Consider the following 24,238-nt stretch of genomic DNA (forward strand, 5'->3'; position numbering starts at 1 on the left):
TGGCTTACGCCGGCTTGGCCTCGGCGAGCGCCTCCTGCGCCAGTTCCTTCTCGGCCTCTTTCAAGTCTTCTTCGCTGATCATTTCGGCAATCACCCGCAGACGCTCCACCACGCGCGCGTTGACGCTGCCTTCCGGGAACTCGCCATTCTCGTTCGGCTCACCGGCAGGCTCACCCACCAGCAGGCTCAGCGCTTCATCTGCCTGACGCACCGCATAAACATGGAACTGCCCTGCACGCACTGCAGCCAGCACTTTCTCGTCGAGCATCAGCGTGGCGACGTTGGCGTGAGGAATGATTGCGCCTTGCTCACCTGTCAGTCCACGTGCTTCACAGAGACGGAAAAAGCCTTCGATCTTCTCGTTGACCCCACCCACCGCCTGCACTTCGCCGAACTGGTTGATCGAACCGGTGATGGCAAAACACTGCTTGAGCGGGGTTTTCGACAAGGCCGAAATCAGCGTGCACGCCTCGCCCAGCGACGCACTGTCGCCATCGACGTAGCCGTAGGACTGCTCCAGCGCGATGCTTGCGGAAATCGCCAGCGGGAATTCCTGGGCGTAACGGCTGCCCAGATACCCGGTGAGAATCATCACGCCCTTGGAGTGAATCGGCTGACCGAGGTTGACCTCGCGCTCGATGTCGACGATGCCGCTGCCGCCCGGGTAGACCGTGGCGGAAATCCGCGCCGGCACCCCGAACGCCGAGTCACCGACTTCAAGCACGGTCAGGCCGTTGCACTTGCCGACCGCCGCGCCGTCGGTGTCGATCAGGATAATCCCCGCCAGCATGTCGTCGAGAATCCGCGCCGACACACGGCCGGTGCGGGTAGCCTTGGCCTTCAGGGCGCGTTCGATGTGGCCCGCGTCGGTCATTTCATCGCTGGCCAGGTGACGAATGAAATCCGCCTCGCTGACCAGCTGGAACAGATCGCCGATCCGCGCCGACAACCGCCCCTGATGCTCGGCCAGACGCGCGCTGTAAGTCGCCAGACGCGCCACCGCATCGGCGGTCAGCGGCGCCATGCCTTCTTCCGAAGTACGGGTTTTCAGCAACTGGGCAAACTGCTCCAGACTCTCGTCGACCATCGGGATGTCTTCGTCGAAATCCACCAGAACACGGAACATCTCCTGGAAGTCCGGATCGAGGTCCTGCAGCGTGTAGTACAGCTGACGCGCGCCAATGATGATCACTTTGACATTCAACGGAATGAACTGCGGGTTGAGCGTCATGGTAGCGAAACGCCCCATCTCGCCCAGCGGCGATTCCATTTTCAGCTTGCGCGATTGCAGGGCGCGCTTGAGCGCATCCCATACGAATGGCTCGCCGAGCATTTTTTCCGCTTCGAGGATCAGGAAACCACCGTTTGCGCGGTGCAGCGCACCCGGTCGCAACTGACGATAGGTGGTGTAGAGCGCGCCCTGATCGGTGGTGTATTCGATGCGGCCGAACAGGTTTTCGTAGGTCGGATGCGGCTCGAATACCACCGGAGCACCGCCACTGTGTGGATGACCGACCACCAGGCTCGGCGCGTATTGTTCTTCCAGCAGCTTGCGCGCGACCGCATCGGTCTTGCTGTCATCGACCAATTGCTCGACCACGGTTTTCAGCAGATACACCTGCATCGCTTGCAGGTAACCGCAGACGGCCGCGTTTTCCGCGTACTTCTCCGACAGCGGTGCGAGCAAAGGCTGCAAGGCCAGGGTGATGGTTTCTTCATTGAGCTGACGCAGTTGGTTGCTCGATTCGCGTTTCCACTGCGGCAGGCTCGCCAATTCTTCGTTCAGGCGTTCTTCGAGGCCGGAAATATCGTCGTGAAAGCGTTCGCGCTCGGCTTCCGGCAACTGGGCGAATTCGGCTTCGTCCAGCGCCTTGCCCTCAAGCATCGGGGTGAAGGCGATGTTGCTGCTGTCGCGGTACAGGGCGACGTCTTTTTCCAGGGCCAGACGTTCGATGACGTCCAGTGCCTTGTCGTAGCGCTGATTGAAGGCGCGGTCGATGGCGCTCTTCTTCTGCTGGTAGGACGGGTGTTCGAACACCGCAGGAAAGGTCGCCAGCAGGTTGTCGATCAGGCCGTTGATGTCGCCGATGAAGGCACCGGCGCTGCCCGATGGCAATTCCAGGGCGCGGGGTTCGCGCGGCTCATCGAAATTGTTGACGTAGACCCAGTCCGCCGGGGTCTGCAGGCGTTTGCCTTCGGCCTTCAGGTAGCGTTTGACGAACGAGAAACGGCCGGTGCCGGGCTCGCCCATGACGAATACGTTGTAACCGGGGCGTGGCATGGCCACACCGAACTGCAAGGCTTCGACCGCACGTTCCTGGCCAAGCACACCGCGAAAGGGCTCCAGATCATTGGTGGTAGTGAAGCTGAACTGTTCAGCGGAAAACGGACGGGTCAGCGCTTCTGGCGCTAGACGCAAGCTGGCAGCAACAGGATCAGGCATCGGACTTCCTTAACAATCAGGCGGGGCAGATAGCGGCATTCTGGCGCTGCCCGAGCCCCACTGGCAAGGCGCGCCACACGACACAAAGGATAGACAGCCGCCCTGCCCGCGGCCCGGTCCCGTGAAACCGGGGTTTATTCCAAATATTGTGCAAAAACTCACGGAACCCTCGGAACGTGCCTAAACTCCAAACTGCGCGGCTGGAACTAATACCGGCCCACTGGCTTCGTCTGGATCTGTTTCGTACAGAGCTTGGGGGCCAGAACCCTGTCCATTGGTATGCACACAAAGAGAACAAAGCTATGAAACGGATTCTTCTCGGTACTCTCTTCACCGCTGTATCCATCAACGCAATGGCGCAAGCTCCAGGCGGCCCGGATTGCGGTTGGGGCAACATGCTGTTCGAAGGTCAGCGTGGCACTCCGGCTCACTTCCTGGCATCCACCACCAACGGCACCTCCGGCAACGCCACGTTCGGCATGACATCCGGTACCAACGGTTGCTCCACCAACGCCTCGCTGACCTATGGCGGCAAATCCTGGTTTGCCATGAATGGCATGATGAACGAGCTGTCCGAAGACATGGCAAAAGGCAACGGCGAAGCGCTGACGACCTATGCCGTGGTACTGGGCGTGGCGCCGGAAGACCGTGCGCACTTCGCCGCCGTCACTCACGAGCACTTTCAGCAGATCTTCAGCAAGGCTGACGTGACTGCCGAAGACGTGCATACCAACACCCTGGCCGTGCTGAAAGCAGACCCTCGTCTGGCCAAGTACGCCACTCAGGCTTAAGCTCGGCCCCACCCGCTTCTTTCGGGAAGCGGGTTTTATTTTTTCGGCCCGCCCTTCCTTGGGTCTTTTGTTTCTTTCGACTTAAGTTGCCACCTATGCTCAAACGCCTTGCCTGGCTGGCGCTGTGTGTCTGCGCCCCGCTGTCCGCCGCGCCTCACATCGACCCTCAACGTTTGCAGCAACTGGCCAGCGACCGCTTCTGGATTTCCCTCGGTCATTACGAAACCGCCAAGCTCGGTGGCTGGCGCAGCTACGTCAGCGACAAAAAATTCTTCCTCGCTCCCGATGGCAACGAACACCCCGACCATGAACTGGCCGCCACCGTGCAAGCGCTGTACGCCCCCGCCCGTCTCGGTGAGCAACACGCCCAGTGCGTCTACCCGGCACGCACCCGCTGGCTGAAAGATCAACTCAACCTGACCGACCTGCCGACACCGGACTGCAGCGAATTCAAGAAGTGGTTCAAGGACGTCTCGCCCCACAGCGCGGTGATGATTTTCCCGGCGGCCTACCTCAACAGCCCGTCGTCGATGTTCGGTCACACCCTGCTGCGTATCGACCAGGCTGACGTACAGAGCGACAAGACGTCGCTGCTCAGTTACGCGATCAACTTCGGCGCCTACATCGAAGGTTCGGACAACAGCATTCTTTACGCCTGGAAAGGCCTGATGGGCGGTTATCCGGGGCTGTTCGCACTGGTGCCCTATCAGGAAAAACTCTCGGAATACCGCAGCTTGGAAAACCGCGACCTGTGGGAGTACCGGCTCAACCTGACGCAAGCAGAAACCGCACGCATGGTCGAGCATGTGTGGGAGTTGAAGCAGATTCAGTTCGACTATTTCTTCTTCGACGAAAACTGCTCCTATCGCCTGCTCGAACTGTTGCAGGTGGCGCGCCCGAGCCTGCGCCTGACAGAACAGTTCCCGCTGACGGCGATCCCCACCGACACCGTCAAGGCGGTAAAGGAGTCCGGGCTGGTAGAGAGCATCGAATACCGCCCGTCCCGCGAGCGTGAATTGCTCAGCCGCGCCGAGCCACTGACCGGCGAAGAACAGGACTGGGTACTGAAAGTCAGCGCCGACCAGCAGCATTTGCAGGATCCAGCCTTCCAGGCCCTGCCCCGCGACCGCCAAGCGCTGATCATCGACGCCGCGTATCGGCTGGAACGCTACCGCGCCAACGGCCAGGAACGTGATCCACAGCGTGCGCAGCGCAGTTTCGAGCTGCTGCGGGCGATCAACAAGAACCCGGCGCCGGAGCTGCAAATCCCACAACCGGGCCTGCCCGAAGACGGCCACGAATCGCGCACCTGGCAGGCCGGTCTCGGCACGCGCGGGGACCGTGCGTTCGGCGAGTACGGCTTGCGCATGGCCTATCACGACCTCAACGACAACGCCGAGAGTTTCCCCCTCGGCGCGCAGATCGAAATCCTGCAGATGAAGCTGCGCCAGTACGAAGGCAATCACTGGCAATTCCAGCAGCTGGATCTGGCGACCATCCGCTCGCTGACGCCGCGCAATGCGCTGTTGCAGCCGCTGTCGTGGCAAGTTACCGGTGGTCTTGAACGTGTACCGGGCAAGCATGACGACGAAAACCTGGTCAGCCACGTCAATGGCGGCGGTGGCGGAACCTGGGCGCTGGGTGACGATGTGCTCGGTTTTGCCCTCGGCACGGTGCGCGTTGAACACAACAATGATTTCGCCGAATTCGTTTCCCCGGCAGGCGGTTTCAATACCGGCGTGCTTTGGAAGAACCCGTTGGGCAATCTCAGTGTGGAGGCCAAGGGCGATTACTTCTTCAATGGTGAAGTGCGCCGCAGTCTGAGTCTGAACCAGCAGTGGGAATTGTCGCGCAACCTCGGCTTGCGCCTGAGTGCTCAGCGCGAGTTCAGCCATCTGGCAACGCCGGAGACCGAGGTGATGCTGGAAGTGAAGTGGTATCACTACTGAGGTTTTGATCTTTCTTTCACGCCCCATCGACGAATCCGCTTCTAGACTTTCCCTATCAGCCGTTTGACGGCCCGGGAGAGTGTGATGTGGCGGTGTGCGGGGTTTGTGGGCGTGTTGCTGTTGCTGGGTGGCTGTCAGAGCACCCACGAAGACCTGATTGCCAAAGGTTATCCACCGGCGTTCGCCGACGGTTTCGATGACGGTTGCATCAGCGGTCGTCAGGCAGCCGGCTCGATCAGCGGCGAGTTTCGCAAGAACGTGCCGCGTTATCTCAAGGACAAGCAATACGCCGAAGGCTGGAGCGACGGTTTCCGGCAGTGTCAGGCGATGCTGGAAAACAAGGATCGCGAACAGTATCGCAACGAACACTGGGACGAACGCGAACGCGCCTGGCAGCAGGAAAAGGACCAGGGTGCCGCGCGGGCCTATCGTTCGCAGTAGGTCGTTTCCAGACATCCGGTGAAACCAAATGCCTGCGACCATGGCCCAACGGTTGTAACAGGAGCCCATCATGAGTCGCGCCTTCGTCAACGAAGACAACGCCGCTGCGCAAGCCGATCAGCCAGTCGAACGGCAGATCAGCACGCAGCCCAATTACGTCACGCCACAAGGACTTGCCCAGTTGCAGGCGAAAGTTGCCGAGCTGCAGGCGCTGCACACAGAACAGTCCGCAAAGGGCGAACAGGCCGACAAACAGCGGCTGGCTGATCTCGAACGGGATTTGCGTTATTTCAATCAGCGGGTCGGCAGCGCTCAGGTCGCACCGGCCCCGACGTCCAACGAAAAGGTGCAGATCGGCAGTTGGGTCACCTACGCCGACGAACATAACACCGAGCGCCGGGTGCAACTGGTCGGCGAAGATCAGGCCGATGCCGCCAACGGCCTGATCAACTGGGCCTCACCGCTGGGCCGCGCGCTGCTTGGCGCACGACTCAACGACGAAGTGCTGTGGCAGCGTCCGGCCGGTAATCAACTGATCGAAGTGATCCGTATCGATCTGTCTTAAACCACTCCTTGCGCCAACATCGCGTCGGCGACCTTGACGAATCCGGCGATGTTCGCGCCTTTGACGTAGTTGATCCGGCCGTTTTCCTCACCGTAATGCACACAGGCGTGGTGGATCGACTGCATGATCGCGTGCAACTTGTTGTCTACCTCACCCGCCGTCCACAACAGGCGCATGGCATTCTGCGACATTTCCAGGCCGCTGACTGCCACACCGCCGGCATTCGATGCCTTGCCCGGCGCAAACAGAATGCCCGCCTCGATAAAGATATCCACAGCCTCAAGGGTGGTCGGCATGTTCGCGCCCTCGGCCACGCACACACAGCCGTTGCGCAGCAGGGTGCGGGCAGCTTCGGCGTCGAGTTCGTTCTGGGTCGCGCACGGCAGCGCGATATCGCACGGCAACGACCATGGCAGTTGACCGGCGCGGAACTCCAGGCCGAATGCCGTCGCCAGTTCGCTGATCCGCCCACGCTTGACGTTCTTCAGTTCCAGCAGCGCCAGCCACTGCTCTTCGCTCAGACCCGCTTCGCAATACAGCGTGCCTTCGGAGTCGGACAGGGAAATCACCTTGCCGCCCAGATCCATCACTTTGCGAGCCGCGTACTGTGCAACGTTGCCTGAACCGGAGATCGCCACGCGCTTGCCTTCGACGGTCTGCTCGCGACGCTTGAGCATTTCCTCGGCGAAGTACACGCAACCGAAACCGGTGGCTTCCGGGCGAATCAGGCTGCCGCCGTAGGTCATGCCCTTGCCGGTCAGCACGCTGGTGAACTGGTTGCTCAGGCGTTTGTACTGGCCGAACAGGAACCCGATCTCCCGCGCGCCGACACCGATATCACCGGCCGGCACGTCCACGTCGGCACCGATGTGGCGGTACAGCTCGCTCATGAATGCCTGGCAAAAACGCATAACTTCGGCGTCGCTCTTGCCCTTCGGATCGAAGTCCGAACCGCCCTTGCCGCCGCCCATGGGCAGCGAGGTCAGGGCGTTCTTGAAGGTCTGCTCGAAGGCGAGGAATTTCAGCACGCCCAGATTCACCGAAGGGTGGAAGCGCAAACCGCCCTTGTACGGGCCGATGGCGCTGTTCATCTGGATGCGGAAACCGCGATTGACCTGGACCTTGCCCTGATCGTCGACCCACGACACCCGGAACACCACCGCTCGCTCCGGCTCGCAGAGGCGCTCCAGAATTCCCGAGGTCAGATAGTGCGGATTGGCTTCGAGAAACGGCCACAGGCTGCGCAGGACTTCTTCGACGGCCTGGTGGAATTCGGGCTGATCCGGATCGCGTTTTTTCAGGCGGGCGAGGAAGGATTCGACGGATTCGATCATGGGAAAAGTCTCGGCAAATGTGTTGTCGTTGGAAGAGATTGAGCCGGACTGTAACAAACGATATGTACACAGCAACAGAATAAAATGTCGCATTTATGAAAACAAATAGTACACAGGCTGTAATTTCAGACCTGCATCGACTGTTAATCCGCCATCGCTGGCAAGCCAGCTCCCACAGAGTTTGCGCCTTGCCTTGGACGGGTGAGCACCGCAGAAATTGTGGGAGCTGGCTTGCCAGCGATGAGGCCGGCGCAGTATTGCAGGCAAAAAAAAGCGGAGCCCGAAGGCTCCGCTCTTTCATGCAACCAACCTGTAATCAGGCCAGTTTCTTGTGGCGTACCCGGTGTGGCTGGGCAGCTGCTTCGCCGAGGCGCTTTTTGCGATCGGCTTCGTACTCGGTGTAGTTGCCTTCGAAGAACACCGCTTGCGAGTCGTCTTCGTACGCCAGGATGTGAGTTGCGACGCGGTCAAGGAACCACCGATCGTGAGAGATCACAATGGCGGCGCCCGGGAAGTCCAGCAGGGCTTCTTCCAGGGAACGCAGGGTTTCAACGTCGAGGTCGTTGGACGGTTCGTCGAGCAGCAGGACGTTGCCGCCCTCCTTCAGGGTCAGCGCCAGGTGTAGACGACCGCGCTCACCACCGGACAGGTCCTTGACGAACTTCTGCTGATCGCCGCCCTTGAAGTTGAAGCGACCGACGTAGGTACGCGACGGGATCTCGTAGTTGCCGATGCGGATCTGGTCGGAACCGTCGGAGATCTGCTGGAACACGGTCTTGCTGCCGTCCAGGTCCTCGCGGCTCTGGTCAACGCAGGCCAGCTGCACGGTTTCGCCGATCTCGATGCTGCCGGAGTCCGGGGTTTCCTTGCCCATCAGCATGCGGAACAGGGTCGACTTACCGGCACCGTTACCGCCGATCACGCCGACGATGGCCCCTTTGGGCATGGAGAACGACAGGTTGTCGATCAGTACGCGATCGCCGTAGCCCTTGGTGACGTTCTTGAATTCGATGACCTTGTCGCCCAGGCGCGGACCGGCCGGGATGTAGATCTCGTTGGTTTCCGAACGCTTCTGGAATTCCTGCGACTGCATTTCTTCAAAGCGTTGCAGACGTGCCTTGGATTTCGACTGGCGGGCCTTGGCGCCTTTGCGCACCCACTCCAGTTCTTCCTTCATGGCTTTTTCGTGGGCCGATTGCTGCTTGGATTCCTGGGCCAGACGATCGGACTTGGCTTCCAGCCAACCCGAGTAGTTGCCTTCGTACGGAATGCCCGCGCCGCGGTCGAGTTCCAGAATCCAGCCGGCAACGTTGTCCAGGAAGTAACGGTCGTGCGTGATCGCGACCACAGTGCCCGGGAAGTCGTGCAGGAAGTGTTCGAGCCAGGCAACGGAGTCGGCGTCCAGGTGGTTGGTCGGTTCGTCGAGCAGCAGCATGTCCGGGGCGGACAGCAGCAGACGGCACAGGGCCACACGACGTTTTTCACCACCGGACAGGTGTTCGACCCTGGCGTCCCAGGCCGGCAGACGCAGCGCATCGGCGGCGACTTCCAGCTGGCGCTCCAGGTTGTGACCGTCGCTGGCCTGCAGGATCGCTTCGAGCTTGGCCTGTTCGGCGGCCAGTTTGTCGAAGTCGGCGTCCGGGTCGGCGTAGGCGGCGTAGACCTCGTCCAGACGCGCTTGCGCATCCTTGATCACGCTGACCGCTTCCTCGACCACTTCACGCACGGTCTTGGTCGGATCCAGTTGCGGCTCTTGCGGCAGGTAACCGATGTTCAGTTCCGGCATCGGGCGTGCTTCGCCTTCGAACTCGGTGTCGACGCCGGCCATGATTTTCAGCAGCGTGGACTTACCCGAACCGTTGAGGCCGAGGACGCCGATCTTGGCGCCCGGGAAGAAGGACAGCGAAATGTTTTTCAGGATTTCCCGCTTCGGCGGAACAACTTTGCCCAGCCGATGCATGGTGAAGACGTATTGAGCCATGGAGAACCTTGGGTCAGTGACTGATGAATGATTGGGACACAGGCAATGCCCGGCCAGACCGTGCGCGTCGTTCACTGGAAGATATCAATGCGTGCGCGCGGAAAGTCTAGGAGCTGGAACGCTCCCGCGTAACCGGCAAAGCTACCTTAATGACAGAAGGCAGTCCAGCCGAGCGGGGCTGGCACTTCGCCACAACTCAAGGCATGCTAGCCGCCCTTTGGGCGTCCGGCTTATAGTGCACGTCGCGCCAGTCCAGCCAGACCGCAGGATTACAGCTTGTCCAACGTCACTCCGCCAGCCTCTGTGAGCAGCACCCAACCGGCGCCCGGCTCGTCCCTGCGCGGAACATTGAAAGGCGCGCTGGCGACTTTGGTGCTGTTGCTGCTGGCGCTGCTGTTCTGGCAACTGCTCGATCAACTGGGTGAAACCCAGAAAAACCAGCGCCAGTACACCATCGACTACACGGCCGATCTCGCTTCGCAAGTCAGCCTGAACATGTCGCTGAATGCGCAGATCGCCCTCAATCTGCTACCGATCGTCGAACAGCCGCAGTCCGCCGACGAACAACAGGCATTGCTGCGCAAGCTGCAGAAATCGCTGCCTGACCTGCAGAGCATGGCCTTGCTCAGCCCGTCGGGAAAAATCCTCAGCGACAGCGCCACAGACAGCAAGGACGCCGACTACCTCAGCGATCTGGTCCGCCGCAGTCACGCCCAGGCGCACTACTTCAGCAACGCCGACGACGGTTCGGTGGTGCATCTGTTGCTGCATCAGGCCAGCGGCAGCACTCGCGGTTACTGGGCACTGCGGCTGACACCCACCTTCTTCAGCGCACTGACCAAACAGGGCGAAACCGGTATCCGTCCTCTCTGGCTGGTGGAAAATCGCATCAACCATCAGATCATCAGTCGCGACGAAGCAATGCCCATCGGCAGCACCAGCGTCCTGACCCCTGACGATCTGGCCAACAGTGTGCTGACCGTGCCGCTGAGCAGCAGCGACTGGCAACTGCGCGGCCTGTTCGACCGCCAGCATGTGCTCGAACAACTGCTGCCGGCGTTCATCGGCAAATGCCTGTTGGGCCTGGCGCTGTCGCTGCTGCCGTTCATCGCGTTGCTCAACATGCGCCGTCGTCAGCGTCAGGTGCATGAAGGGCGTCGGCGTTATCAGGATATTTTCGAAGGCACCGGCGTGGCGTTGTGCGTGCTGGATCTTTCGGGGCTCAAGCAGGTTTTCGAGAAAGCCCAGATCCAGACCAGCGACCAGCTCAAGGCCTGGCTCGACCAGCCGGCGCGGCGCCAGCAATTGCTTCACGAACTGCGGATCACCGAGGTCAACCAGGTCGCGCTGCAACTGCTCAACGTCAATTCCTGTGACCACGCCTGGCAACTGTTGATCGACGGTCAGCCGCACAGTCAGTGCGCCATCGGCAATCAGGTACTCGACGCCGTGCTCCAGCAGCAAAAGCAGCTGGAACTGGAAATCAAACTGCCGGACATCAATGGCCGCGACCAGCATCTGTGGCTGGTGCTGCGCCTGCCTCAGGAACAGCACGATTACCAGGCCGTGATCCTGAGCATCAACGACATCACCAGCCGCAAGCTGATCGAATTGTCGCTGCTGGAACGCGAAGGCTTCTGGTCGGACGTGGTGCGCACCGTGCCGGATCACCTGTACGTGCAGGATGTGATCAGCCAGCGGATGATCTTCAGCAACCACCACCTCGGCCAGACCCTCGGTTACAACCGCACCGAACTGCATCAGATGGGCGAATACTTCTGGGAAATCCTCCTGCACCCGGAAGACGCCGACTACTATCACCGCTCGCGGCAGATGCAGCGCCACGCCGGCTACAGCCAGTTGCTGCAATGCCAGTTGCGTTTCCGCCACCGCGACGGCAAATGGCGGCGCTTCGATATCCGCGAACAGGCGCTGGCCCGGGACAAGCACGATCAGGTGACGCGAATCATCGGCGTGGCCAAGGACATCACCGAGCAGATCGAGGCCAGCGAATCGTTGCGCGACAGCGAACAGCGCTACCGGATGCTCGCCGAAAGCATCAGCGACGTGATCTTCTCTACCGACAGCAAACTCTCGCTCAACTACGTCAGCCCGTCGGTGCAAGCGGTGTTGGGCTACGACGCCGAATGGATTTTCCAGAACGGCTGGCAGTCGACCATCGCCAACCCGCAGCAGCTCAACGGCATCTACCACCTGATGGACCGGGTCAGCAAAGCCCTGGACAAGCCCGAGCAACTGGCAACCCTGCGCAGCCAGGTGCAGACCCAGATGTTCCTGTTCGACTGCCTGCGCGCCGACGGCCGCAAGATCCCGATCGAACTGCGTCTGGTGCTGGTGTGGGACGAACACGGCGCCTTCGAAGGCGTGCTCGGGGTCGGTCGCGACATCAGCCAGCAACGCCGTGCCGAAAAAGACCTGCGCATGGCGGCTACGGTATTCGAGCATTCGACCTCGGCGATCCTGATCACCGACCCGGCCGGTTACATCGTCCAGGCCAACGAGGCGTTCAGCCGGGTCAGTGGCTACGCGGTGAGCGAAGTGCTCGACCAGTTGCCGAACATGCTGACCGTCGACGAACAGCAGGACGCGCACCTGCGCTACGTGCTCAAGCAGTTGCATCAGCACAGCACCTGGGAAGGCGAAGTCTGGCTCAAGCGCCGCAATGGCGAGCACTACCCGGCGTGGGTCGGCATCACTGCGGTGCTCGATGACGAGGGCGATCTGGCCAGTTATGTGTGTTTCTTCAGCGACATCAGCGAGCGCAAGGCCAGCGAGCAACGGATTCACCGCCTCGCCTACTACGACGCCCTGACCCACTTGCCGAACCGCACGCTGTTCCAGGATCGCCTGCACACCGCACTGCAATCGGCCGACCGGCAGAAGTCGTGGGTGGTGCTGATGTTCCTCGACCTCGACCGTTTCAAACCGATCAACGACTCCCTCGGTCACGCCGCCGGCGACCGCATGCTCAAGGACATGGCCACGCGGTTGCTGGCCTGCGTCGACGATGACGACACCGTGGCGCGGATGGGCGGCGACGAATTCACCCTGCTGCTGCAACACCGTTCCAGTCGTGAGATGGCACTGAATCGTGCGATACATGTCGCCGAGCAGATTCTTGGCAGTCTGGTGCGACCGTTCGTGCTGGAGGGCCGCGAGTTCTTCGTCACCGCCAGTATCGGCATCGCCCTGAGCCCGCAGGACGGCAACGAACTCAGCCAGTTGATGAAGAACGCCGACACCGCGATGTATCACGCCAAGGAGCGCGGCAAGAACAACTTCCAGTTCTATCAGGCCGACATGAACGCCAGTGCGCTGGAGCGTCTGGAACTGGAAAGCGACTTGCGTCACGCGCTGGAGCAGAACGAATTCGTGCTGTATTACCAACCGCAGTTCAGCGGCGACGGCAAACGCCTGACCGGCGCCGAAGCCCTGCTGCGCTGGCGTCATCCGCGTCGCGGGCTGGTGCCGCCGGGGGATTTCATCCCGGTGCTCGAAGAACTCGGGCTGGTGGTGGACGTCGGCGACTGGGTCATCAGCGAGGCCTGCCGTCAGCTCAAGACCTGGCACCAGAGCCGCGTGCGCGTGCCGAAGGTCTCGGTGAACATTTCCGCCCGGCAGTTCTCCGACGGCCAGCTCGGCACGCGGATCGCCACCATCCTCAAGGAAACCGGCCTGCCGCCGGCGTGCCTGGAGCTGGAGCTGACCGAAAGTATCCTGATGCGCGAAGTCAGCGAAGCGATGCAGATCCTTGCCGGCCTGAAGAACCTGGGCCTGAGCATCGCAGTCGACGACTTCGGCACCGGTTACTCATCGCTGAACTACCTCAAGCAATTCCCGATCGATGTGCTGAAGATCGACCGCACCTTCGTCGACGGCCTACCGTCCGGCGAGCAGGACGCGCAGATCGCCCGGGCGATCATCGCCATGGCCCACAGCCTGAATCTGGCGGTAATCGCCGAGGGTGTGGAAACCCATGAACAGCTGGACTTCCTGCGCGAGCACGGTTGCGACGAAGTTCAGGGTTATCTGTTCGGGCGGCCGATGCCGGCCACTCGCTTCGAGGCGCAATTCAGCAATGATGCGCTGTTCATGTTCGACTGAAGATCTGCGGCGCGGCCTTCGCGAGCGAGCTCGCTTCCACAGGGATTGATGTCGATCACGTAATCGCAGGCTGGCCTCGGTTATTGTGCGAACCGGCTGGTCAACGAAAAGGCCGGCACGGACGCCACATATCTGGTCATGAACGCCACTTGTCTGCGACATGATGTCGTTTCATATGCCATCCAAAACCCGATGGGTTAGAATGCCCCCCTTTTCTGCCCCCGATCCTTGAGGACCGCCATGTTCAGCCGTGATTTGACTATTGCCAAGTACGACGCCGATCTTTTTGCCGCCATGGAGCAAGAAGCCCAGCGCCAGGAAGAACACATCGAGCTGATCGCTTCGGAGAACTACACCAGCCCAGCGGTGATGGAAGCTCAAGGCTCGGTTTTGACCAACAAGTACGCCGAAGGCTACCCGGGCAAGCGCTACTACGGTGGTTGCGAGTACGTCGACATTGTCGAGCAACTGGCCATCGACCGCGCCAAGGAGCTGTTCGGCGCCGACTACGCCAACGTTCAACCGCACGCCGGCTCCCAAGCCAACGCCGCTGTTTACCTGGCCCTGCTGTCGGCCGGTGACACCATCCTGGGCATGAGCCTGGCCCACGGTGGTCACCTGACCCACGGCGCCAGCGTTTCCTCCTCCGGCAAGCTGTACAACGCCATCCAGTACGGCATCGACGCCAACGGCCTGATCGACTACGACGAAGTCGAGCGTCTGGCTGTTGAACACAAGCCGAAAATGATCGTGGCCGGTTTCTCTGCCTACTCGCAGATCCTCGACTTCCCGCGCTTCCGCGCCATCGCCGACAAGGTGGGCGCCTACCTGTTCGTCGACATGGCTCACGTGGCCGGTCTGGTCGCCGCTGGCGTCTACCCGAACCCGGTTCCGTTCGCTGACGTCGTGACCACCACCACCCACAAGACCCTGCGTGGTCCACGTGGTGGCCTGATCCTGGCTCGCGCCAACGCCGACATCGAGAAGAAGCTGAACTCCGCCGTATTCCCGGGCGCCCAGGGTGGCCCGCTGGAGCACGTGATCGCCGCCAAAGCGATCTGCTTCAAGGAAGCGCTGCAGCCTGAGTTCAAGGCTTACCAGCAACAAGTGGTGAAGAACGCCCAGGCCATGGCCGGCGTGTTCATCGAGCGCGGTTTCGACGTGGTTTCCGGCGGTACTGAAAACCACTTGTTCCTGCTGTCGCTGATCAAGCAGGAAATCTCCGGTAAAGACGCCGACGCCGCTCTGGGCAAAGCGTTCATCACCGTGAACAAGAACTCCGTGCCAAACGATCCACGTTCCCCGTTCGTCACCTCCGGCCTGCGCTTCGGTACTCCGGCTGTGACCACTCGCGGCTTCAAAGAGGCTGAGTGCAAGGAACTGGCCGGCTGGATCTGCGACATCCTGGCTGACCTGAACAACGAAGCGGTAATCGACGCCGTTCGTGAGAAAGTCAAAGCCATCTGCAAGAAACTGCCGGTATACGGCGCTTAATTGCGACGTTAAAACCGCAGCATGAAAAACCGGCCAGTGATGGCCGGTTTTTTTTCGTCCGCAAAAAAGTTTCCAACTGGGAATAGCTCAAGGTCGGGGCATTGCGCTCAACTGGTCAGACCGGTCATGCCAATTCGTCATTTTTCACTTGCGATCGGTAAAAAACAGCGCCTAGACTGCACCCGCACTGGACATACCGGTAAGACCACAATAATTAAGTCCTGAATCTGATGCGCCCCGCGCACGGCAGCCAGGACACCGACCAGGATTCCTCCCATGCTCAGATGGTGCTCGCGTTCAATCTTCCTCCAAGTGGTTCTCGGACTGATGCTCGGCATCGTCTGCGGGCTGACCCTTCCTGAATACTCGGCCCAGCTCAAACCGCTCGGCGACGGTTTCATCAAACTGATCAAGATGCTCATCGGTCTGATCGTGTTCTGCGTGGTGGTCAGCGGTATCAGCGGCGCCGGCGACCTGAAAAAGGTCGGGCGCATCGGTCTCAAGTCGGTGATCTACTTCGAAGTGCTGACCACCATCGCCCTGGTGATCGGTCTGGTGTTCGCCTTCACCACCGGGATCGGCAGCGGCGCCAACATCCATCTGGAGCAGCTGTCCGCCGCCGACATGGGCGACATCGCCGAACGCGGCCAGCACCTGCACACCACGACCCAGTTCCTGATGGACCTGATCCCGACGTCGGTGCTCGGCGCCTTTGCCGACAACAACATCCTGCAAGTGCTGCTGTTCTCGGTGCTGTTCGGCAGCGCGTTGAATCTGGTGGGCGAAGCCGCTTCAGGGATCTCGCGGCTGATCAACGAGCTGAGCCATGTGATCTTCCGGATCATGGGCATGATCGTGCGTCTGGCGCCGATCGGCGTGTTCGGCGCCATCGCCTTCACCACCAGCAAATATGGCCTCGATTCGCTGCAACACCTGGGCAGTCTGGTCGGCCTGTTTTATCTGACGTGCATCGCGTTCGTCAGCGTGATTCTCGGTCTGGTAATGCGTGCCTCCGGCCTGCGCATGTGGCCGCTGCTCAAGTACCTGCGCGAAGAACTGCTGATCGTCATGGGCACCGCCTCCTCCGATGCCGTGCTGCCGCAGATCATGCGCAAGCTTGAACATCTGGGCATCGGCAGCTCGACCGTCGGGCTGGTGATTCCCACCGGTTATTCGTTCAACCTCGACGGTTTTTCGATCTACCTGACCCTGGCCATCGTGTTCATCGCCAACGCCACCGGTACGCCGCTGGCCATGACCGATCTGCTGACGATTTTGCTGGTATCGCTGATCACCTCCAAAGGCGCCCACGGCATTCCGGGGTCGGCACTGGTGATTCTGGCGGCCACGCTGACGGCCATCCCGGCGATCCCGGTGGTCGGTCTGGTGCTGGTGCTGGCGGTGGACTGGTTCATGGGCATCGGCCGGGCGCTGACCAACCTGATCGGCAACTGCGTCGCCACCGTGGCCATCGCCCGCTGGGAAAAGGACATCGACGTGCAGCGGGCGAACAAGGTGCTCAACGGCGAGCAGGGCTATAACTTTCAGCCGAGAAAAACCGTCGCTCAAGCGGCGGCCAAAGAATTCTGAATGAGCGCCGTGCCTGCGCCAACGCAGGCACGGCTCATGGAGCGAACACGTGATTACTACATCAACCGTCGTCAACTCAGTGGTGGAAAAACTTAGGGCCGCACTGGCCCGTGGTCAGTGGCGCTGCGGCGAGATGCTGCCGGGTCAGCGCGAACTGGCCGAACAACTGGGCATCAGCCGCCCGAGCCTGCGCGAAGCGGTGATCGTGCTGGAAACCCTCGGCCTGGTGCGCTCGATGCCGGGCAAAGGCGTGGTAGTCCTCGACACCCAGGCCAGTGACAGCCAAAGCCACGACAGTGCAGTGGCCGGCGCCAGCCTCGAAGACGTGCTGCAACTGCGCTACACCCTCGAGCCATTCATAGTCGGTCTGGTGGCGCAGTCGATCAGCAGCAAGGAAGTCGGGCAACTGCGCCTGACCTTGATGGACATGCGCGAAGCCCTCGAAGCCGGTGACAGCGAGACCGGCGTCAGCGCTTACATCGCGTTCCACGAAGAACTGTTCACCCTGACCTCGAACCCGATTTTCCAGAGCGTGGTGCAACAGACCAGCAATGCCCTCAAGCAAAGCGCCGAAGTGCTGCGCAATTCGCCGGAGCACCTGGCCGAACGCCTTGAGGAAAACGAAGCCGTTGTACGCGCGATCCGCAGCAAGAACAGCGCCCAGGCCAGCGCCGAAATGCGCCGGCATATCCTGCGCGAGGGCCAGCGCATGGGGATCGAGCTGAATATTCCGGATGACAACCTGAGCCACTGAAACGCCTCACACTGGAGACCGGCCATGAACAGTCTTGCCACGCCGTCGCACTCTCGCCCGACCTCGGCGGCCCTGCCCTTCTCCCGCCTGCAAACGCCGGTGGACGACCTCTATCCGCGACTGTTCGACGCGATCCTCGAACAACGCCTCGATGCCGCCAGCCGTTTTACCGAAGAAAGTCTCAAGCAGATGTTCGGTGTCAGCCGCGCCCATGTGCGTCGGGTGCTGACCCAACTGTCCCACGAGCAGATCATCGTGCTACGGGCCAACCATCGGCCACGGGTTGCTGCGCCGGACGCCGAACAGACGCGCCAGGCCCTTCACGCCCGACGCCTGGCCGAGACCACGCTGGTGCGACTGGCTTGTCAGCATGCGCAGGCTGATGATCTGAAACGTCTGCGCGCCTTGATCGAACGCGAGCGCCAGGCCGTGGATAAAGATCGACGGGGGGCGGCAATTCGCCTGTCTGGAGAGTTTCATTTGCAGTTGGCGAAGATGGCGCGGAATGCACCGTTGGCGCATTTTCTCGGCACGCTGGTGCCGTTGACCTCACTGGCAATTGCGCGATGCGGTAAGCAGACGCACAGATGTTGCGCATGGGATGAGCACCTTGAAATTGTCGAGGCGGTGGAGCGCGGAGATATTTCAAAAGCCGGCATGCTGATGAATCGGCATCTGGATCACCTTGAGCAGACGTTGCTGGGTTCAGAATCTGGATATTGTGTTGCTGGTTAGAACGCCTTCGCGAGCAAGCCCGCTCCCACAATGAACTGCATTCTTCCTGACAGAATGCGATCTACTGTGGGAGCGGGCTTGCTCGCGAAGAGGCCTTTCGAGCCTTCACAAATTCAGTTTTGCTGTGCAGCCACCCTGGCAAACCCCGCCCGGATTTTCTCTTCCGGCAAATCGTCAGCGATAAACACAATCACGCTTTCCCGCGCCTCGCCCTCGGCCCATTCGGTGTCCCAGTCGAAGCCGTAGAGTTTCAGCACGCCCTGGAACACCAACCGCCGATCTTCGCCCGCAATGTTCAACACGCCTTTGTAGCGCAGCAATTGCTTGCCGTGTTCTTCCAGCAGTTCATTCATGAACTCGCTGAGTTGATCGATATCCAGCGGTTGATCGGTGCGCAGCACCAGGCTGGAAATCCGGTCGAGGGACGGCGCCTTGCTCACCGGGCGCAAACTCACGCCGCCACCGAGATCAGCGTTGAGGTTGAAACCGCGTACATCGAGCAATTCCGCCAGATCGATATTGCCGTGTTCGACCACACGGATCGGCGCACGTCGGTTGATGCGGGTCAGGCGTTCGCTGAGCGCGGTGAACGCTGCTTCGTCCACCAGATCGGTCTTGCTCACCAGCAAGCGGTCGGCAAAACCGATCTGCGCCTGGGCGATGGTCTGGGTCAGGTGCAGCTCGGCGTGAGCCGCGTCGACAAGGGTGATGATGCCGTCGAGCAGATAACGCTCGCGCAGTTCTTCGTCGATGAAAAACGTCTGCGCCACTGGCGCCGGGTCGGCCAGACCGGTGCACTCGATGACCAGTCGATCGAAGGCGATTTCACCGCTGTCCAGCCGTTCGAGCAGCAGGTACAGGGCTTTGGTCAGGTCGGTGTGGATGGTGCAGCAGACGCAGCCGTTGGCCAGGGTCATGACTTGCACCGGCTCGTCGCCCAGCAATTGTGTATCGATGCCGGCGTCGCTGAATTCGTTTTCGATCACGGCGATTTTCAGGCCGTGCTCGGCTTTCAACAGATGGCGCAGCAAAGTGGTCTTGCCGGCGCCGAGGAAACCGCTGAGCACCGTTACGGGTATTGGAGAAGACAACATCGATCCCCTTCACAAAATTGATGAACAACACAAAACAAATGTGGGAGCGGGCTTGCTCGCGAAGGGGGTCGTGTCAGTCGACATCATTGCTCAATGACACACCGCTTTCGCGAGCAAGCCCGCTCCCACAGTTGGGGACTGCATCAACCGAAGGCTGTCAGATCAACAGCACTTCGGCCCACCCTTGCCACCGTAACGGGCTTCCTGACGTTCGCGAAAGAACATCTCGTAGCTCATCACCGGTTTGTCCGGGTGTTTGGTCTGCATATGCTCGACGTACGTGTCGTAGTCGGGCATGCCGACCATCAGGCGCGCGGCCTGACCGAGGTATTTACCGAGGCGACTCAGGTCATTGAACATGGTGCAATCCTCTGGTTACGCGTCCGGCAGGGCCTGGAATGGCGATTCTTTGTCCGTACGCTCTTTTTTGCCCCAGGCGGCGATACCGACCTTGAGCGCATAGAACAGGATGCTGAATACCACGAACAGGAACAGCGCGGTCAATGTAGCGTTGGTGTAGGCGTTGAAGATCACGTGCTGCATCTGCTCGACGCTCTTGGCCGGTGCGATCACCTGGCCTGCGGCCAGCGCATCGCTGTACTTCTTGGCCAGCGACAGGAAGCCGATCGCCGGGTTGGCGTCGAACAGCTTGATGAAGCCTGCGGTCGTGGTGCAGATCAGCAGCCAGGCGGCCGGCAGCAGGGTGACCCAGATGTAGCGCTGGCGCTTCATTTTGATCAGGACCACGGTGCCGAGCATCAGTGCGATACCGGCCAGCATCTGGTTGGAGATACCGAACAGCGGCCACAAGGTGTTGATGCCACCCAGCGGATCGATCACGCCCTGATACAGCAACCAGCCCCACATGGCCACACAACCGGCGGTGGCGATCAGGTTGGCGGTCCAGGACTCGGTACGCTTCAGCGCCGGTACGAAGGAGCCGAGCAGGTCCTGCAGCATGAAGCGACCGGCACGGGTACCGGCATCGACCGCAGTCAGGATGAACAGCGCTTCGAACAGGATCGCGAAGTGGTACCAGAACGCCATGGTGTTTTCACCCGGCAGGACACTGTGCAGGATCTGCGCGATACCGACCGCCAGGGTCGGCGCACCACCGGCACGGGCCAGAATGGTGGTTTCACCGATGTCATGTGCCACGGCTTGCAGGGCTTCCGGGGTAATTGCAAAGCCCCAGTTGCTGACAGCGGTCGCCACCGCCACCACATCGCCGCCCACCACGGCGGCCGGGCTGTTCATGGCGAAGTACACGCCTGGCTCGATCACCGAGGCCGCGACCATGGCCATGATGGCCACGAACGATTCCATCAGCATGCCGCCGTAACCGATGTAGCGGGCGTTGGTTTCGTTATCCAGCAGCTTCGGCGTGGTGCCGGACGAGATCAGCGCGTGGAAACCCGATACCGCACCGCACGCGATGGTGATGAACAGGAACGGGAACAGACCGCCCTTCCACACCGGGCCGGTGCCGTCGACGAACTGGGTCAGCGCCGGCATTTTCAGCTCGGGCATGGTGACCAGGATGCCGATCGCCAGGGCGACGATGGTGCCGATCTTGAGAAACGTGGACAGATAGTCACGCGGGGCGAGGATCAGCCAGACCGGCAGTACCGCCGCGACAAAACCGTAACCGATCAGCATCCAGGTGATTTGCACACCGGTGAAGCTGAAGGCCTTGGCCCATACAGGGTCAGCGGCAATCTGCCCGCCCAGCCAGATCGAACCGAGCAGCAAAACAACGCCGATCACCGAGATCTCGCCGATGCGGCCCGGACGGATGTAGCGCATGTAGATGCCCATGAACATCGCGATCGGGATGGTCGCCATCACGGTGAAGATGCCCCACGGGCTCTCGGCCAGAGCTTTGACGACGATCAGCGCCAGCACCGCGAGGATGATGATCATGATCAGGAAGCAGCCGAACAGCGCGATGGTGCCGGGGATACGGCCCATTTCTTCCCGCACCATGTCACCCAGGGAACGGCCGTTGCGACGGGTCGACATGAACAGGACCATGAAGTCCTGCACCGCGCCCGCCAGCACCACGCCGGCGATCAGCCACAGCGTACCGGGCAGGTAGCCCATCTGCGCCGCCAGTACCGGGCCGACCAAAGGCCCCGCGCCGGCGATGGCCGCGAAGTGGTGACCGAAGAGAATGTGTTTGTTGGTTGGAACGTAGTCCAGACCGTCATTGTTGAGCACGGCGGGGGTGGCCCGACGCGGATCGAGTTGCATCACATTATTAGCGATGAACAGACTGTAGTAACGGTACGCAACCAGATAAATGGCCACGGCGGCGACCACGATCCACAAGGCGTTGATCGCCTCGCCTCGGCGCAATGCCACTACGCCCAGGGCGCACGCTCCTACGATTGCCAGCAGCAGCCAGGGTAAGTGGCGTAGCAGGCTATTATTATTTTTCATTTTATTATTCCAGCCAGGGTGGACAAGAAAGACAGCCACCCCGAGTTTAGCGCTGTTGGCGCCAAAGGCCATACCCCGACATTGGTCGGACGCCCTGCCTGACTGGCAACACTCGACGTGGCGGGTCTATAGTCAGCGAACCGTCCAGAGGATTGCGCCATGAGCGAGCACCCGTCCGAGCGCCGCCGCTTCAAACGTATCGCGTTCCATGCCAGAACCGAATTGAGCCAGGGCGAGTACATCTGGCCGGTGAATCTGATCGACCTGTCGCTCAAGGGGCTGTTGATCGAGCGACCCGAGCCCTGGCTGGGCAATCCCGAGAAGGATTTTTTCGTCGACATTCATCTGAGCGAGGATGTGCACATCGAGATGGATGTGCAACTGGCTCATGAAGATCACGGCCAGCTCGGTTTCGTGTGTCGGCATATCAGCCTGGAGTCGATTCAGCGCCTGCGTCGCCTCATCGAACTCAATCTGGCCGACGAAACCGAACTGGAACGCGAGCTCGCGGCGCTGATTGACGTCTGATCACTCGAACAACGAGTCCAGCGCCTGCTCCAGACGCGTCACCGCAATGATCTGCAAACCCGGAGGCGCTTCCTTCGGGGCATTGCCCTTGGGCACGATCGCGCGCTTGAAGCCGTGCTTGGCGGCTTCCTTCAATCGCTCCTGACCGCTTGGCACCGGGCGCACTTCGCCGGACAGGCCGACCTCACCAAATACCAACAAGTCATGAGGCAACGGACGGTTGCGCAGGCTCGACATGACGGCGGCCATCAGCGCCAGATCGGACGCGGTTTCCAGCACCTTCACCCCGCCGACCACGTTGAGGAACACGTCCTGATCGTGGGTCGGAATGCCGCCATGACGGTGCAGCACCGCCAGCAACATCGCCAGACGATTCTGATCCAGCCCCAGGGTCACCCGGCGCGGGTTGGCAAGGTGGCTGTCATCCACCAGCGCCTGAACTTCCACCAGCATCGGCCGAGTGCCTTCCCACGTTGCCATCACCACACTGCCCGGGACTTCTTCCTGAGCGCGTGTGAGAAAAATCGCCGAAGGGTTGGAGACTTCTTTCAGACCCTTGTCGGTCATGCCGAACACGCCGAGTTCGTTGACCGCGCCGAAACGGTTTTTTACCGCCCGCAGCAGGCGCAACCGGCCATCGGACTCGCCTTCGAAATACAGCACGGTATCGACCATATGTTCCAGAACACGTGGCCCGGCCAGTGCGCCTTCCTTGGTCACGTGGCCGACCAGGAAAATCGCCGTGCCGCTTTGCTTGGCGTAACGCACCAGCAATGCCGCACTTTCACGCACCTGGGACACGCCGCCCGGTGCCGATTGCAGTTGTTCGGTGAAGATTGTCTGGATCGAGTCGATCACCATCACCTTGGGTTTTTCCTGGCGGGCAGTGGCGATGATGGTTTCGATACAGGTTTCGGTCATGACCCGCAGTTGATCCTGCGGCAAGCCAAGGCGACGTGCGCGCATCGCGACTTGTTGCTGGGACTCTTCACCGGTGACGTACAGCGCCGGCATGGTCTTGGCGAGGTTGCACAGGGTCTGCAAAAGGATCGTCGACTTGCCGATACCGGGATCACCGCCGATCAACACCACCGAACCGTCCACCAGACCACCGCCGAGCACCCGGTCGAGCTCGCCGGAGGCTGTGGAAAAACGCGGGATCTCTTCGATGCTGACTTCGGCCAGGGTCTTGATTTGCGCCTGTTGCCCCGCCCAGCCAGTGCGCCCGCTCGGGGCGGCGGCACCGCCGCTCTCGACCATGGTTTCGGTCAGGGTGTTCCAGGCGCCGCATTCGCCGCACTGCCCGGCCCACTTGGGAAAGGTTGCGCCGCACTCGGTGCAGCCGTACATGCGCTTGGCCTTGGCCATCTGAACCCCCGGCAAAAACCGCGATGATAACGCAGCTGTCGCCGATCAGCGCGGCGCGGCGGTACGGATTTCCCCGCTGGCCAGACGTGCGGCGCTGTTGCCCAACGGATCCTCTGTGTTCAGATCGGCGCCTCTTGCCTTGAGGGCTTCGAGCATTTCCGCGCGCTTGAACAGCCCGGCGTACATGGCCGCCGTCTGGCCGGCATCATTACGCTGATCCGGGTTGCACCGGGTAGCCATCAGACGCCGGGCAATCTGTACCTCTCCCTTGAAGATCGCCCCCATCAGGGCTGTGTTGCCACGCTGATCCCGGGCACAGGCATCGGCTCCGGCAGCCAGCAGCTTGTCCACAACCTCGCCCTCGCCGTGATACGCCGCCAGCATCAGTGCGGTGTAACCCTTGGGATCGCGCGTATCCAGCGAATAACCTGCCTCGATAAACGTATCGAGCATGGCGACATTCCCCTCCCTTGCAGCGTTGAAATAGTAGTCCTGCAGTTGCGCCTTGAGCGCCGCTGAATCCTGTTCGGCCGGTGCGGCAAGGGCCGCGAACGACAGACAGCCCAGCAACAGCGAAAGATAAATGCGCATGAGTCGCCTCCTT

At 60.9% G+C, this 24,238-nt stretch carries 18 protein-coding genes; 10 read left to right on the forward strand and 8 right to left on the reverse strand.

Annotated features, from left to right (window positions below; all coding sequences use genetic code 11):
* Positions 1 to 4 precede the first annotated feature (4 nt).
* A complete protein-coding gene (locus ACSPX5_RS19535; protein WP_169431988.1) occupies positions 5 to 2,443 on the reverse strand; it encodes a Lon protease family protein in 2,439 nt (812 codons plus the stop codon).
* A gap of 302 nt (positions 2,444 to 2,745) precedes the next feature.
* Between ACSPX5_RS19535 and ACSPX5_RS19540 the strand changes: the two genes are divergently transcribed.
* The 4 genes from ACSPX5_RS19540 to ACSPX5_RS19555 all read left to right on the forward strand — a co-directional run bounded on the left by ACSPX5_RS19540 (position 2,746) and on the right by ACSPX5_RS19555 (position 6,189).
* Complete coding sequence (locus ACSPX5_RS19540; protein ID WP_007950971.1) at positions 2,746 to 3,234, forward strand: DUF3015 domain-containing protein; 489 nt, start codon at positions 2,746 to 2,748, stop codon at positions 3,232 to 3,234.
* Between the two features lie 95 nt (positions 3,235 to 3,329).
* Positions 3,330 to 5,183 carry an Lnb N-terminal periplasmic domain-containing protein gene (locus ACSPX5_RS19545; RefSeq protein WP_323161207.1) on the forward strand — a complete coding sequence of 618 codons (1,854 nt, stop codon included), beginning with the start codon at positions 3,330 to 3,332 and terminating at the stop codon, positions 5,181 to 5,183.
* An 84-nt stretch (positions 5,184 to 5,267) separates the two neighbouring features.
* Positions 5,268 to 5,624, forward strand: a complete 357-nt coding sequence (locus ACSPX5_RS19550; RefSeq protein WP_169431990.1) for a hypothetical protein — start codon at positions 5,268 to 5,270, stop codon at positions 5,622 to 5,624.
* A 70-nt stretch (positions 5,625 to 5,694) separates the two neighbouring features.
* The gene (locus ACSPX5_RS19555) at positions 5,695 to 6,189 is read left to right on the forward strand and encodes a GreA/GreB family elongation factor (RefSeq protein WP_207864746.1); all 495 of its coding nucleotides are present in this window, start codon (positions 5,695 to 5,697) and stop codon (positions 6,187 to 6,189) included.
* Here the strand turns inward: ACSPX5_RS19555 and gdhA are convergent.
* Both gdhA and ettA read right to left on the reverse strand, forming a co-directional pair.
* The gene (gdhA, locus tag ACSPX5_RS19560) at positions 6,186 to 7,523 is read right to left on the reverse strand and encodes an NADP-specific glutamate dehydrogenase (protein ID WP_439820106.1); all 1,338 of its coding nucleotides are present in this window, start codon (positions 7,521 to 7,523) and stop codon (positions 6,186 to 6,188) included. The genes ACSPX5_RS19555 and gdhA overlap by 4 nt on opposite strands.
* Positions 7,524 to 7,839: 316 nt before the next feature.
* Positions 7,840 to 9,504 (reverse strand): energy-dependent translational throttle protein EttA, encoded by a 1,665-nt coding sequence (gene ettA, locus ACSPX5_RS19565; protein ID WP_102686326.1) that lies wholly within the window; start codon positions 9,502 to 9,504, stop codon positions 7,840 to 7,842.
* 276 nt (positions 9,505 to 9,780) lie between these two features.
* On the opposite strand from ettA, the gene ACSPX5_RS19570 reads away from it, so the two are divergent.
* The 5 genes from ACSPX5_RS19570 to ACSPX5_RS19590 all read left to right on the forward strand — a co-directional run bounded on the left by ACSPX5_RS19570 (position 9,781) and on the right by ACSPX5_RS19590 (position 18,202).
* Entirely contained in the window at positions 9,781 to 13,629 is a 3,849-nt protein-coding gene (locus tag ACSPX5_RS19570) for a bifunctional diguanylate cyclase/phosphodiesterase (protein WP_207864742.1), read from the forward strand.
* Between the two features lie 240 nt (positions 13,630 to 13,869).
* Positions 13,870 to 15,123: a serine hydroxymethyltransferase gene (glyA, locus tag ACSPX5_RS19575; RefSeq protein ID WP_439820107.1), complete on the forward strand. Its 1,254-nt coding sequence runs from the start codon at positions 13,870 to 13,872 to the stop codon at positions 15,121 to 15,123.
* Between the two features lie 276 nt (positions 15,124 to 15,399).
* Positions 15,400 to 16,713 carry a C4-dicarboxylate transporter DctA gene (locus tag ACSPX5_RS19580; RefSeq protein ID WP_207864740.1) on the forward strand — a complete coding sequence of 438 codons (1,314 nt, stop codon included), beginning with the start codon at positions 15,400 to 15,402 and terminating at the stop codon, positions 16,711 to 16,713.
* Between the two features lie 49 nt (positions 16,714 to 16,762).
* Complete coding sequence (locus ACSPX5_RS19585; protein ID WP_207864738.1) at positions 16,763 to 17,467, forward strand: FadR/GntR family transcriptional regulator; 705 nt, start codon at positions 16,763 to 16,765, stop codon at positions 17,465 to 17,467.
* 24 nt (positions 17,468 to 17,491) lie between these two features.
* Positions 17,492 to 18,202 (forward strand): GntR family transcriptional regulator, encoded by a 711-nt coding sequence (locus ACSPX5_RS19590; protein ID WP_439820108.1) that lies wholly within the window; start codon positions 17,492 to 17,494, stop codon positions 18,200 to 18,202.
* Between the two features lie 113 nt (positions 18,203 to 18,315).
* Here ACSPX5_RS19590 and yjiA read toward each other — a convergent pair whose 3' ends face one another.
* From yjiA to ACSPX5_RS19605, 3 genes are all read right to left on the reverse strand, one after another.
* Positions 18,316 to 19,296, reverse strand: a complete 981-nt coding sequence (gene yjiA, locus ACSPX5_RS19595; protein ID WP_439820109.1) for a GTPase — start codon at positions 19,294 to 19,296, stop codon at positions 18,316 to 18,318.
* 162 nt (positions 19,297 to 19,458) lie between these two features.
* Positions 19,459 to 19,656 (reverse strand): YbdD/YjiX family protein, encoded by a 198-nt coding sequence (locus ACSPX5_RS19600; protein ID WP_003228401.1) that lies wholly within the window; start codon positions 19,654 to 19,656, stop codon positions 19,459 to 19,461.
* A gap of 15 nt (positions 19,657 to 19,671) precedes the next feature.
* Entirely contained in the window at positions 19,672 to 21,738 is a 2,067-nt protein-coding gene (locus ACSPX5_RS19605) for a carbon starvation CstA family protein (RefSeq protein WP_439820110.1), read from the reverse strand.
* A gap of 159 nt (positions 21,739 to 21,897) precedes the next feature.
* On the opposite strand from ACSPX5_RS19605, the gene ACSPX5_RS19610 reads away from it, so the two are divergent.
* Positions 21,898 to 22,266 (forward strand): PilZ domain-containing protein, encoded by a 369-nt coding sequence (locus tag ACSPX5_RS19610; protein ID WP_169432000.1) that lies wholly within the window; start codon positions 21,898 to 21,900, stop codon positions 22,264 to 22,266.
* On the opposite strand, the gene radA is transcribed toward ACSPX5_RS19610, so the two are convergent.
* Positions 22,267 to 23,634 carry a DNA repair protein RadA gene (radA, locus tag ACSPX5_RS19615; RefSeq protein ID WP_039771749.1) on the reverse strand — a complete coding sequence of 456 codons (1,368 nt, stop codon included), beginning with the start codon at positions 23,632 to 23,634 and terminating at the stop codon, positions 22,267 to 22,269.
* A gap of 45 nt (positions 23,635 to 23,679) precedes the next feature.
* Positions 23,680 to 24,225 (reverse strand): ankyrin repeat domain-containing protein, encoded by a 546-nt coding sequence (locus ACSPX5_RS19620; protein WP_439820111.1) that lies wholly within the window; start codon positions 24,223 to 24,225, stop codon positions 23,680 to 23,682.
* Between the last annotated feature and the right edge of the window lie 13 nt (positions 24,226 to 24,238).

This window comes from Pseudomonas sp. HLG18, assembly GCF_051903985.1.
In the GTDB taxonomy this organism is placed as follows: Bacteria; Pseudomonadota; Gammaproteobacteria; order Pseudomonadales; family Pseudomonadaceae; genus Aquipseudomonas; species Aquipseudomonas fluorescens_BT.

Coding starts and splice junctions, on each gene's coding strand:
- ACSPX5_RS19535 (WP_169431988.1), bottom strand. CDS start 2,443: ATGCCTGATCCTGTTGCTGCCAGCTTGCGTCTAGCGCCAGAAGCGCTG.
- ACSPX5_RS19540 (WP_007950971.1), top strand. CDS start 2,746: ATGAAACGGATTCTTCTCGGTACTCTCTTCACCGCTGTATCCATCAAC.
- ACSPX5_RS19545 (WP_323161207.1), top strand. CDS start 3,330: ATGCTCAAACGCCTTGCCTGGCTGGCGCTGTGTGTCTGCGCCCCGCTG.
- ACSPX5_RS19550 (WP_169431990.1), top strand. CDS start 5,268: ATGTGGCGGTGTGCGGGGTTTGTGGGCGTGTTGCTGTTGCTGGGTGGC.
- ACSPX5_RS19555 (WP_207864746.1), top strand. CDS start 5,695: ATGAGTCGCGCCTTCGTCAACGAAGACAACGCCGCTGCGCAAGCCGAT.
- gdhA (WP_439820106.1), bottom strand. CDS start 7,523: ATGATCGAATCCGTCGAATCCTTCCTCGCCCGCCTGAAAAAACGCGAT.
- ettA (WP_102686326.1), bottom strand. CDS start 9,504: ATGGCTCAATACGTCTTCACCATGCATCGGCTGGGCAAAGTTGTTCCG.
- glyA (WP_439820107.1), top strand. CDS start 13,870: ATGTTCAGCCGTGATTTGACTATTGCCAAGTACGACGCCGATCTTTTT.
- ACSPX5_RS19580 (WP_207864740.1), top strand. CDS start 15,400: ATGCTCAGATGGTGCTCGCGTTCAATCTTCCTCCAAGTGGTTCTCGGA.
- ACSPX5_RS19590 (WP_439820108.1), top strand. CDS start 17,492: ATGAACAGTCTTGCCACGCCGTCGCACTCTCGCCCGACCTCGGCGGCC.
- yjiA (WP_439820109.1), bottom strand. CDS start 19,296: ATGTTGTCTTCTCCAATACCCGTAACGGTGCTCAGCGGTTTCCTCGGC.
- ACSPX5_RS19600 (WP_003228401.1), bottom strand. CDS start 19,656: ATGTTCAATGACCTGAGTCGCCTCGGTAAATACCTCGGTCAGGCCGCG.
- ACSPX5_RS19605 (WP_439820110.1), bottom strand. CDS start 21,738: ATGAAAAATAATAATAGCCTGCTACGCCACTTACCCTGGCTGCTGCTG.
- ACSPX5_RS19610 (WP_169432000.1), top strand. CDS start 21,898: ATGAGCGAGCACCCGTCCGAGCGCCGCCGCTTCAAACGTATCGCGTTC.
- radA (WP_039771749.1), bottom strand. CDS start 23,634: ATGGCCAAGGCCAAGCGCATGTACGGCTGCACCGAGTGCGGCGCAACC.
- ACSPX5_RS19620 (WP_439820111.1), bottom strand. CDS start 24,225: ATGCGCATTTATCTTTCGCTGTTGCTGGGCTGTCTGTCGTTCGCGGCC.